We start from the raw sequence: 10,919 nt of genomic DNA, 5'->3' as shown, positions 1-10,919 counted from the left end.
ACCCCTCCTAACGCCCCCCGCTCCCCTCCCTCACCGCCGGCACCCGTCCCAACTCCATCCCGAACCGGTCCCGGTACACCGCCAGCACTTCCCTGTCCGTCGCCAGCTCGGTCACCTCCCGGCCGCCCTCCGCCGAGGTGACCGTGAGCGTGCGGCCGCTGAGGGTGATGCGTCCGCCGTCCTCGGCGACCCGGGAACAGACCGGGGACCGGGTGAAATGGGAGGCCGGTGAGGTGCTGTGCCACCAGGCCCCGGCCACGAAGTCCCCGAGCACTCTCGGCCGCACCTCCAGCCGGTACTGGGGCTTACCGTCCCGGAACACGTCCAGGTCCCCGAACTCCCGCCCCCCGCTCTCCCGGTCCGCCTCGGCCACCCGGAACGTGCCGCCCGGATCCGCCTGCTCCCCCCGCCCACCGAACTCCAGCGGATAGTGGCTGTGCGTCCCGAACCCGACATCGGCCAGCCAGTCGCCCCCGTCCACCGTCCGCACCCGCAGCGCGAGATGGTCGTAAGGGATACCGAGCCGCTCCTCGTCGCCGTACACCCGCGCCGCGAGCAGCGTCACATCGAACCCGAGCGCCGCGAGCAGCGCCCCGAACAACCCGTTCAGTTCGAAGCAGAAACCGCCCCTGCGCTCCCCGACCACCTTGTCCAGCAGCCGCTTCTCCTCCAGGACGATCTCCTCTCCGAGGTGGATCGACAGGTTCTCGAACGGCACCGTCCGCAGATGGCGCAGGTGCAGTTCACGCAGCACGTCGACGGTGGGCCAGGCCGGCTGCTCGGCTCCGAGACGGCGAAGGTAGGCGTCAAGCTCTGCGGTGTCCATGCCGTCAGTCTCTCGCCACGAGCAACTCCTTCGCCGTACCCGCGACGGCGATCGCACCGTCCTCGTCCGTACGCAGCACCATGGCGCCCCCGGCCCGCAGCGCCGCGACCGTACTGGGTGCCGGGTGACCGTACGGGTTGTCCGCGCCCACCGAGATGAGGGCCAGCCGGGGGGCCATCGCGCGTATCAGGCCCGGATCCTGGTAGGACGAACCATGGTGGGCGACCTTCACCACGTCCACGGCTCCCAGTGCCGCGGCCTCCTGGGATCTCGCCAGCTCCCGCTGGCCGGGCGGCTCCAGGTCACCGAGAAGCAGCAGGGTCAGCCCGGCCGAGCGGACGAGCATGGTCACGCTGGCGTCGTTCGGCCCGTCCGGTGCGGCGGCGTCGCCCGGCGGCCACAGCACCCGCCAGGTGAGGCTCCCCGTGCGCCGTTCCTCCCCGGCCACGGCGCGCGTCAGCGGGATCCGCCGGGCCGCCGCCTCCCTGCGCACGAACTCGGCCTGGTCCGCGGGCTCCTCGAACCCCGTCGCCGCGATCGCCCCCACCGAACGTCCCCTCAGCACTCCCGGTAACCCCACCACATGGTCGGCATGGAAGTGGGTGAGCACGACCAGCGGGATCCGGCTGATGCCGAGGGCCGTCAGGCAGCGGTCGATCAGGACCGGATCGGGACCGGCGTCCACGACCACCCCGGCACCGTCGCCCGTCGCGAGGACGGTGGCATCTCCTTGCCCCACATCGCACATCACCAAGCGCCAGCCCGGCGGCGGCCACCCCGTGATCACCCTGGTCAGCGGCGGTGGTTGCACCACGACCAGCAGAAACGCCACCAGGCAGGCTCCCACCAGCCACGGATGGCTGATGAGCCGCCGCCCGACGAGAACGACGACCACGGTGACGAGGACGAGCAGCAACGCACCGGTCCAGCTGCCCGGCCAGTCCACTCCCGCGCCGGGCAGCGACGCCCCGGTGCGGGCGATGTCCGCGATCCAGCCTGCGGGCCAACTCGCGCACCAGGCAAGGAACTCGGCCACGGGCATCGCCACCGGGGCCGTCGCCAGTGTGGCGAACCCCAGCACCGTGGCCGGGGCCACCGCGAACTCCGCCAGCAGGTTGCACGGCACCGCCACCAGACTTACCTTGGCCGACAGCACGGCGACGACCGGCGCGCACACCGCCTGTGCGGCTCCCGCCGCCGCCAGCGCCTCGGCCGGACGCGGTGGCACCCGGCGCCGCTGGAGCGCGGCACTCCAGCGCGGGGCGAGGGTGAGCAGGGCGCCGGTCGCGAGAACGGACAGCAGGAAGCCGTAACTGCGTGCCAGCCACGGGTCGTACAGCACCAGCAGCAGGACCGCCGTCGCCAGCGCGGGGATGAGGGACCTGCGACGCCCCGTCGCGATGGCCAGCAGCGCGATCGAACCGCAGGCCGCGGCCCGCACCACGCTCGGGTCCGGCCGGCACACGATCACGAAGCCGAGCGTCAGTACACCGCCGGCCAGTGCGGTCGCCCGCAGTGGAATCCCGAGCCGGGGCGCGAGCCCCCGTCGCTCGGCCCGCTGCGCCAATCCCGGCGGTCCGATGAACAGGGCCAACAGGATCGTGAAGTTGGCGCCGCTGACGGCGAGCAGGTGCGTGAGGTCGGTCGCCTTGAACGCCTCGTCCAACTCGGCCGGGACCCGCGAGGTGTCCCCGACGACGAATCCCGGCAGCAACGCCCTCGCGTCCGCGTCCAGCCCGTCGGTCGCCTCCCGCAGCCCCGCACGCAATCGCCCCGCGAGCCGCTGCACCGCGCTCGCCTCCGCCGGCACCACCGGTGCCCCACCGCCCCGCACCCGCAGCACGGCCGCCACCCGGTCTCCCCCGACCATGGCCGGCACGACCTGCGCCACCACCCGCACGCGGGTGGACGGCAGAAGCGAGAGCCAGGACGCCCGACCGGACCGCCCCGCCACGTCCACCATGACCAACACAGGTGTCCGCGTGTCCACGACCGTCCCGTCCGGGCTCTGTACACGCCGTACCTCGGCCTGGAGGAGCACGGCGGCAGGGGCCGCGTGGTTGCCCTTGATCCGGGGGCGGGTGAGCCGTGGGTCGGACGTCAGCTCGACATCGGCGGTCACACGGGCGTACTGCTCGGCCAGTGCGGGGACGGGCCCCCGCCTCAGATCAGCCCCGTGCAGCCCGGCCGAAGCGGCAGCCGCTCCGGCACACAGCAGCACAGCGGCGACGGACACCTTCGTCCAAGCCCCGGCCCCGGCCCCACGCCGTACCCACCCTCGCCCCTGCTCGTGCCCGTGCCGTCGCTCCTGCTCCTGCTCCTGCCTCTGCCTCTGCCTCTGCCTCTGCCAAGGGACCAGCAGGGCCAGGCCCACGAGCAGACAGACCACAACCACCCCCGTGACCCACCCGGGCGAGGCGTGCACCATCAGCGCCGCCGTCCCCCAGGCGGCCAGCGCCGGAGGCACCAGACGCAGATCCGTGGGTCCCTCCTGCCTGGGGTGGGCGTCGCCGAGCCGGGCACCGGAGGCCGCGTGCACGGCGGCCCGCGGCGGAGCGACCCGCACACCGGCCGCCGCCGACACCCCCTCGTCCGTCGCTGTCATGGCCGTACGAGATTTCGCAGGTCGGCGAAGCGGCGGTCGCCGATGCCGGTCACCTCGCGCAGTTCGTCGACCGAGCGGAAGCCGCCGTGCCGGGTGCGGTAGTCGATGATGTGCTGGGCGAGGACGGGGCCGACGCCAGGCAGTGTGTCCAGCTGGTCGGCGGTGGCCGCGTTGAGGGAGACGGGGGCTGTGGGCGCAGCCCCCGTCACGGCTCCCCCGGTCACGGCCGCACCACCCCCGCCCGCCCCTGCCCCGGGCGCCGCGCCCGGCCCGGGCACCGGCGCCGGACTGTCGACCAGGACCTGTTCCCCGTCCACGAGGAGTCGGGCGCGGTTGAGGCCGTCGGTGTTCGCACCCCGCCGCACGCCTCCCGCCGCCCGCAGCGCGTCGGCGACCCGGGAACCCGCCGGCAACCGTTGGATCCCTGGTCTGCGTACCTTCCCGCCGACGTCCACAACGATCGAGGGCCCGGCTGTGGAAGCGACCGCCCCGGCCGAGTCGCCCGACGCCGCCGCCCGGCCGTTCCCGGGCTCACCCAACGAGGCCGCCGGCCCCCCAGAGGCCCTCGAATCCCCCGGGGCGCCCGCTCGCACCACCTCGGGCGCACTCACCGGCTGGGTCCGGCCCGCCCAGAAGTGCTGTGCCGCGAACACCGCCGCGACGACCAGCACCACACTCAGCGCGACCACGCTCTTCCGCTCAATGCCGCACCGCACCTGCAACCACAACGGCAACCGCTCCCGCACAGCCGGCCCCACCCGCTCCCGCCACGCACCGCTCGCTTCACGAGCGACGGAGCTGTCGTCAGCACCACTCCCGCCGTGGCCTCGCCCAGCCGCGACGCCCCCGCACAGGACGTCACCGGCACCGTCGGCCCGCCCCTCGAGCTCGTCCACATCACCGTCCACGGCAGGAGCACCGGAGCCGGCAGCCCCCTCCGCAGCGAGCGTGCGAGAGCCACGAGCGCTGACGGCCCCCTCCTGGACAGGAGCCCCCGGCCCCGCGGCGCCCTCCCGGGCCACGCCGTCCCCGACCCCCGTCCTGCCCCTGGGCGCCCCCGGCGGCCCATGCCCCGACTCCCGAGGCTCCCTGGCCCTCTCGGGGAACAGTGCCTCCGCGCGCAGGCGGAGTGTCTCCGCCGATGCCCGGCGGCGGGCGGCCCTGCCCCTCGACCGCCGAGGGCGGTGCCGGGCGCGCCCGTCGGAGGACGGGCCCCGGCCCGGACCGCTGGTGACCGTCGCAGTACGTGAACGTGATCGAAGTGCCATGCGACGAGGATCGGGGAACCTCACCGACTCGCGATGATCTTGCTCGATTCCCGTGGATTACTGCCCAGTTGTGGATAACTCCGTCACCCGCACGAGCGACGGAACCCGCGTGAGCCGACTCACCGAGGTGAGACGACGACCCCCAACAACCCAGGCCCCGTATGCGCCCCGATCACCGCCCCGACCTCGCTCACATGCAGATCGGCCAGCCCGGGCACCCGGTCCCGCAGCCGCTCCGCGAGCGCCGAGGCCCGTTCGGGCGCGGCGAGGTGATGGACGGCGATGTCGACCGGCGCGCCACCCGCCCGCTCGGCGACGATCTCCTCCAGTCGGGCGATCGCCTTGGACGCCGTGCGGACCTTCTCCAGCATCTCGATGCGGCCGCCGTCCAACTGCAGCAGCGGCTTGACGGCCAGCGCGGAACCGAACAGTGCCTGTGCCGCGCCGATCCGCCCGCCCCGGCGGAGATAGTCCAGGGTGTCGACGTAGAAGAAGGCGGACGTTCCCGCGGCCCGCTTCTCGGCGGCCATGACGGCCTCGTCCACGGTGCCGCCCGCCTCCGCGGACTCGGCGGCTGCCAGGGCGCAGAACCCGAGGGCCATCGCGACCATCCCGGTGTCCACCACCCGCACGGGCACGGGTGCCTCGCGCGCCGCGAGCACGGCCGCGTCGTACGTGCCCGAGAACTCGGCGGAGAGATGGAGGGAGACGATGCCCGTGGCGCCCGACTCCGCGACCCTGCGATAGGTCTTGGCGAACAGTTCGGGGCTGGGGCGGGAGGTGGTGACGGACCGTCGCTTCTGCAGCGCCTGGGCCAGGGACCGCGCCGAGATCTCGGTGCCCTCGTCGAGCGCCTGGTCGCCGAGGACCACGGTCAGGGGCACCGCGATGATGCTGTGCCGCTCCATCGTCGGCGGCGGCAGGTAGGCCGTTGAATCGGTGACGATCGCGACATGGCGGGACATGAGCTGGAGGTTACCCGCCGAGCCCCGCCGACGGCAGCCCGGCCCCTCTCACCTGCGACCGTACGGAGCGAGCCGACCGAGCCGACCTGATCAAGTCGTGCTCTCCGGACGGTGCTTCTTCTGCCACGGGTACGTCGGCCGCGCACTCGGCGGGGCGATCGCGGGCTTCGGCGGCTGCTTGCCACCACGGGACTCGGCGGGGCGCGACCCGGCGGCCCGCGACTCGGGAGTCTCCTGCCAGGTCTGCCCCGTGGAGGCGGTGGCCTCGGGCTTCGGCGCCTCGGGCCACACCGAGGCCGGTTCCGTCGTCCAGTGCCGCAGCGCGCCCGCCTCGACGTCGATCTGCGCGCTGAGCGTGTCCAGGTCGTCCTCCGCGAACTTGCGGGCCCGGTCGTGCGCCGCCCAGCGAAGCGAGTCCGCGGACTTGACGACCCGCTCCGTACGCTCGCGCAGCGCGGGCAGCCGCTGGGCCAGCTTGCTCCGGTCCGGCTCCGGCTCCAGGCGCCGCAGCTCGTCGTCCAGCTCCCGACCGTGCTTGCTGAGCTGCTCGAAGAGGGCCAGCGACTCCTTCAGGGACTCGTCCTCGCCCACCCCCGCCTGCAACGCCTCCTGGGTGGCCCGCATCGACGTGCGCAACTTCAGCCGCAGGTCGGCCAGTTGCCCGGCCGGTCCCGGCTGGGCCAGGCTTCTGGCGCGCAGGGTGGTGTCCTCGACGGTCCGCTTGGCCTGCGTGATCGTACGGTCCACGCCGCGCTTTGCCGCGCCGACCGCCTTCACCGTGGCGTATGCGCCCAGCACCACGAACAGCACGAAGAACAAGGCGACGACTGCGATGACGGATTCCACGACGCGCTCCTTCTCCGACCGGCACGGCATGTGCTGCGGCGCTCTTCAACGGTAAACGCAACAGGCAGGTCCCTAGTTCCATCGGAACCCGGAACCTGCCCGTAGGGGACGACCCTGAACCACTACCCGACGGCGGCCGTACGACTACCCACAGCCACCACCCGGACGACCCGCGGCTCCGCCTCGCTCACGTGACGATGTTCACCAGCTTCGGCGCCCGCACGATCACCTTCCGGATCGGCGCCCCGGCCAGCGCCGCGACCACCTTCTCGTCGCCCAGGGCCACCTTCTCCAGTTCCTCCTCGGAGATGGCCGGCGACACCTCCAGGCGGGCCTTGACCTTGCCCTTGATCTGGACGACACACGTGACGGCCTCGTCGACGACGTACGCGGGGTCGGCGACGGGGAAGTCCCGGTGCACCACCGACTCCGCGTGCCCCAGCTTGCGCCACAGCTCCTCGGCGATGTGCGGGGCCAGCGGCGCGACCAGCAGGACCAGGGCCTCGGCGACGGAGCGGGACACCGGGCCGCCCACCTTGGTCAGGTGGTTGTTCAGCTCGGTGACCTTGGCGATCGCGGTGTTGAACCGCATGCCCTCCAGGTCCTGCCGTACGCCGTCGATGGCCTTGTGCAGCGCGCGCAGGGTGTCCTCGCCGGGCTCGGCGTCCACCACGGTCACCTCGCCGGTGGCCTCGTCGACGACGTTGCGCCACAGCCGCTGCAGCAGCCGGTACTGGCCCACCACCGCGCGCGTGTCCCACGGCCGGGAGACGTCCAGCGGGCCCATCGCCATCTCGTACAGCCGCAGCGTGTCCGCGCCGTACTCCGCGCAGATCGACTCCGGAGTGACCGCGTTCTTCAGGGACTTGCCCATCTTGCCCAGCACGCGGCTGACCTTCTCGCCCTCGTGGTAGAAGGCGCCGTCGCGCTCCTCCACCTCGGCGGCCGGCACCGCGAAACCACGGCTGTCGCGGTAGACGAAGGCCTGGATCATGCCCTGGTTGAACAGCCTGTGGAACGGCTCGGCCGAGGAGACGTGCCCCAGGTCGAACAGGACCTTGGACCAGAAGCGCGCGTACAGCAGGTGCAGCACGGCGTGCTCGGCGCCGCCGACGTACAGGTCGACACCACCGTGCGGCTGCCCCTCGCGCGGGCCCATCCAGTAGCGCTCGATCTCCGGGTCGACCAGCTTCTCGGAGTTGTGCGGGTCCAGGTAGCGCAGCTCGTACCAGCAGGAACCGGCCCAGTTGGGCATGGTGTTGGTCTCACGGCGGTAGGGGCGCGGGCCGCGGCCGTCGCCCAGGTCCAGCGTGACGTTCACCCAGTCCTCGTTGCGCGACAGCGGCGTCTCGGGCCGGGTGTCGGCGTCGTCGGGCTCGAAGGTGCGCGGCGAGTAGTCCTCGACCTCGGGCAGCTCCAGCGGCAGCATCGACTCGGGCAGCGGGTGGGCGACGCCGTCCTCGTCGTAGACGATCGGGAAGGGCTCGCCCCAGTAGCGCTGGCGGCTGAACAGCCAGTCGCGCAGGCGGAAGTTGACGGTGCCCCGACCGATACCGGACCGCTCCAGCCACTCGGTGATGCGCGCCTTGGCCTCGACGACACCCAGGCCGTCCAGGGACACACCCTCACCGGTGGAGTTGATGATCTTCGCGTCGTACGACCCGAAGGCGTCCTCCCACGTGGAGGTGTCCGTGCCGCGGCCGTCCGTGGGCTCGACGATGCAGGTGATCGGCAGTTCGAAGGCGCGCGCGAACTCGAAGTCGCGCTGGTCGCCCGCCGGGACGGCCATGATCGCGCCGGTGCCGTAGCCCATCAGGACGTAGTCGGCGATGAAGACCGGGATCTTCTCGCCGTTGACCGGGTTGGTCGCGTACGAGCCGATGAAGACACCGGTCTTGTCCTTGGCCTCGGCCTGCCGCTCGACGTCGGACTTCGAGGCGGCCTGCGCGCGGTAGGCGGTGACGGCCTCGGCCGGGGTCGCGTGGCCGCCGGTCCACACGTCGCGGGTGCCCTCGGGCCAGGCGTCCGGGGTGAACTTGTCGACCAGCGGGTGCTCGGGGGCCAGGACCATGTAGGTCGCGCCGAACAGGGTGTCGGGGCGGGTGGTGAAGACCGTGATGTTCTCGCCGTCGATGGGGAAGTCGACGCGGGCGCCCTCGGAACGGCCGATCCAGTTGCGCTGCTGCAGCTTGATGGCCTCGGGCCAGTCCAGCTCGTTCAGGTCGTCCAGCAGACGGTCGGCGTACGCGGTGATGCGCATGTTCCACTGACGCAGCTTGGCCTTGAAGACCGGGAAGTTGCCACGCTCGGAGCGGCCGTCGGCGGTGACCTCCTCGTTGGCCAGCACGGTGCCCAGTCCGGGACACCAGTTGACCGGCGCGTCGGAGGCGTACGCCAGGCGGTACTCGCCCAGCACGTCGGCGCGTTCGCCGGCGCTCAGCGCGCTCCAGGAGCCGCCGTCGGGCAGCGCGCGCTCACCGGACTCGAACTGCGCGACCAGCTCGGCGATCGGGCGGGCCCTCCTCGCCTCGTCGTCGTACCAGGAGTTGAAGATCTGCAGGAAGATCCACTGGGTCCACTTGTAGTAGTCCGGGTCGATCGTGGCGAACGACCGGCGCTTGTCGTGGCCCAGGCCCAGCCGGCGCAGCTGGGACTTCATGTTGTTGATGGCCGCTTCGGTGGTGATCCGGGGGTGCTCACCGGTCTGTACGGCGTGCTGCTCGGCGGGCAGGCCGAAGGCGTCGAAGCCCAGGGTGTGCAGGACGTTGTGGCCGGTCATCCGCTGGAAGCGGGCGAAGACGTCGGTGGCGATGTAGCCCAGGGGGTGGCCGACGTGCAGACCCGCACCGGAGGGGTACGGGAACATGTCCATGATGAACTTCTTGGGCTTGGCGGCCAGCTCGGCGTCGCCCGCCAGGTCGCCGCTCGGGTTCGGCGCGGCGTAGGTGCCCTCGACGTCCCAGAAGTCCTGCCAGCGTGCCTCGATCTCGGCCGCGACGACGGCCGTGTAGCGGTGCGGCGCGGCCACCTCGGCGGCAGCGGGGTTCGTCTCGCTCATGATCCTCAAAGCTCCATCGATCGTCTCTGCCAGCGGCTGTGTCGTCAGGAAACGAAAAAACCCCTCGCACAGGAGGGGACGCCGCGCTGATTCCGACCACGCCGTTCATCGGCGGTCGGGACTGATCAGCGCGGCTCGCTAAGCAGAAGGCGTACGGCACGCATGGGCTCAGGGTACCGCAGCCCCCACAGCCGCCGCGACGAGGTTCAGGCCCGCCGGCAGCCCCCGACGAGCGCCCCGCAGCACCGTCGGTGGACAGGGACCAGTGGCGTGTCAGCCACGCGATCCGGCCAAAAAAGTTGAACTTTATTCAAAACTTACTCCGCGTAACAACCACTAACGGGCATCACGGGTGTGAGATTGGTCCTTGATAACGACGCAATAACTGAAACCTCGTACCGCCCGGTATTGGCACCACTTACAGTTCGACGACGGGACCGCTTTCCCGAACTGTTCGGAGTTGCCCCCATGAACCCTCGTCGCAGTAACAGCTCGCTGCCCCAGACCGGCCGGTCGGCCTACGGGATAGCCACGGCTGCCGCTCTGCTGCTGATACCCGTAAGCGTGCTGGTCGGAGGTGACGCGTACCGGGAGTTCCTCGACTTCGGAGCGGGCGTTCTCTCGCTCGTCTCGCTGACCTGCTCGGTGCTCTGGGGGCTCGTCGCCCAGGACCGGACCCTGCTCACCGTGCGCCAGCGGATCATCGGCCAGGCCGTCCACCGAACGACCGCCATCGCGTCGGTCGCCTTCCTGGTGCTGCATGTCACGGTCAAGCTGGCGCTGAACCACGTCTCCGCGATCGCCCTGTTCCCCTTCGCCCTCGGTGTGACGGGCACGGGCGCACTCATCGGTTTCGGCGCGACCGCCGGATCCATGATGGTCTTCGTCGCCATCACCGGCGCGCTGCGCAGCAACTTCGCGTCCCCGGCGCCGGTCGCGGCACGCTGGCGCGCGATGCACATGATGGCCTACCCGGCCTGGTGTTTCGCGCTCGTGCACGGACTCTACGCGGGTCGCGAAGCGAAGCCGGTCTTCGTGATCCTCTACTCGGCCGGCCTGGTCGCCGTCGCCGCCGCCCTGCTGCTGCGCGCCGCTCCGCGCCAGGTCAAGCGCCAGGTGGTCGATCGCATCGCCGCCATCCTGGGCACCGACGGCCAGCGGCCCCCCGAGGTCGACGAACTCATGAAGTCCCGCTCCGCCCTGCAGGGCTTCGACGAGCCGGGTGGCCGGCGCGAGGGCGGCCGGCGCGAAGGCGGACAGCGCGACCAGATGCGCGACACCGGCCAGTTCCCGCTGCCCGGCTTCGGCGGCGGGCAGGGCGCGAACCCCGCGCTCGGCGACCCGCTGGTGC

At 71.8% G+C, this 10,919-nt stretch carries 6 protein-coding genes and 1 pseudogene; 1 reads left to right on the top strand and 6 read right to left on the bottom strand.

What is annotated here, in order from left to right; translation table 11 throughout:
- Positions 1-7: 7 nt before the first annotated feature.
- The 6 genes from AWZ10_RS18495 to leuS form a co-directional block, all read right to left on the bottom strand.
- A complete protein-coding gene (locus AWZ10_RS18495) occupies positions 8-826 on the bottom strand; it encodes an arylamine N-acetyltransferase family protein (RefSeq protein WP_060891604.1) in 819 nt (272 codons plus the stop codon).
- A 4-nt stretch (positions 827-830) separates the two neighbouring features.
- The gene (locus tag AWZ10_RS18490; RefSeq protein ID WP_060891605.1) at positions 831-3,365 is read right to left on the bottom strand and encodes a ComEC/Rec2 family competence protein; all 2,535 of its coding nucleotides are present in this window, start codon (positions 3,363-3,365) and stop codon (positions 831-833) included.
- Between the two features lie 62 nt (positions 3,366-3,427).
- Positions 3,428-4,699: a ComEA family DNA-binding protein gene (locus tag AWZ10_RS18485; protein ID WP_060891603.1), complete on the bottom strand. Its 1,272-nt coding sequence runs from the start codon at positions 4,697-4,699 to the stop codon at positions 3,428-3,430.
- A gap of 119 nt (positions 4,700-4,818) precedes the next feature.
- Entirely contained in the window at positions 4,819-5,664 is an 846-nt protein-coding gene (locus tag AWZ10_RS18480) for a DegV family protein (RefSeq protein ID WP_046709801.1), read from the bottom strand.
- A 90-nt stretch (positions 5,665-5,754) separates the two neighbouring features.
- Positions 5,755-6,540: a hypothetical protein gene (locus AWZ10_RS18475; RefSeq protein ID WP_046709802.1), complete on the bottom strand. Its 786-nt coding sequence runs from the start codon at positions 6,538-6,540 to the stop codon at positions 5,755-5,757.
- 157 nt (positions 6,541-6,697) lie between these two features.
- Positions 6,698-9,568, bottom strand: coding sequence for a leucine--tRNA ligase (leuS, locus tag AWZ10_RS18470; RefSeq protein ID WP_060891602.1), 2,871 nt, complete (start codon positions 9,566-9,568; stop codon positions 6,698-6,700).
- A gap of 468 nt (positions 9,569-10,036) precedes the next feature.
- Here leuS and AWZ10_RS18465 point away from each other — a divergent pair.
- Positions 10,037-10,919: pseudogene (locus AWZ10_RS18465) on the top strand (cytochrome b/b6 domain-containing protein); the annotation flags it as partial.

The sequence above is a fragment of the Streptomyces europaeiscabiei genome, from assembly GCF_001550375.1.
Lineage (GTDB): Bacteria > Actinomycetota > Actinomycetes > Streptomycetales > Streptomycetaceae > Streptomyces > Streptomyces europaeiscabiei.
The sequence above is the reverse complement of the archived record's forward strand: the minus strand, read 5'-3'. Positions and strand labels throughout refer to the sequence as shown.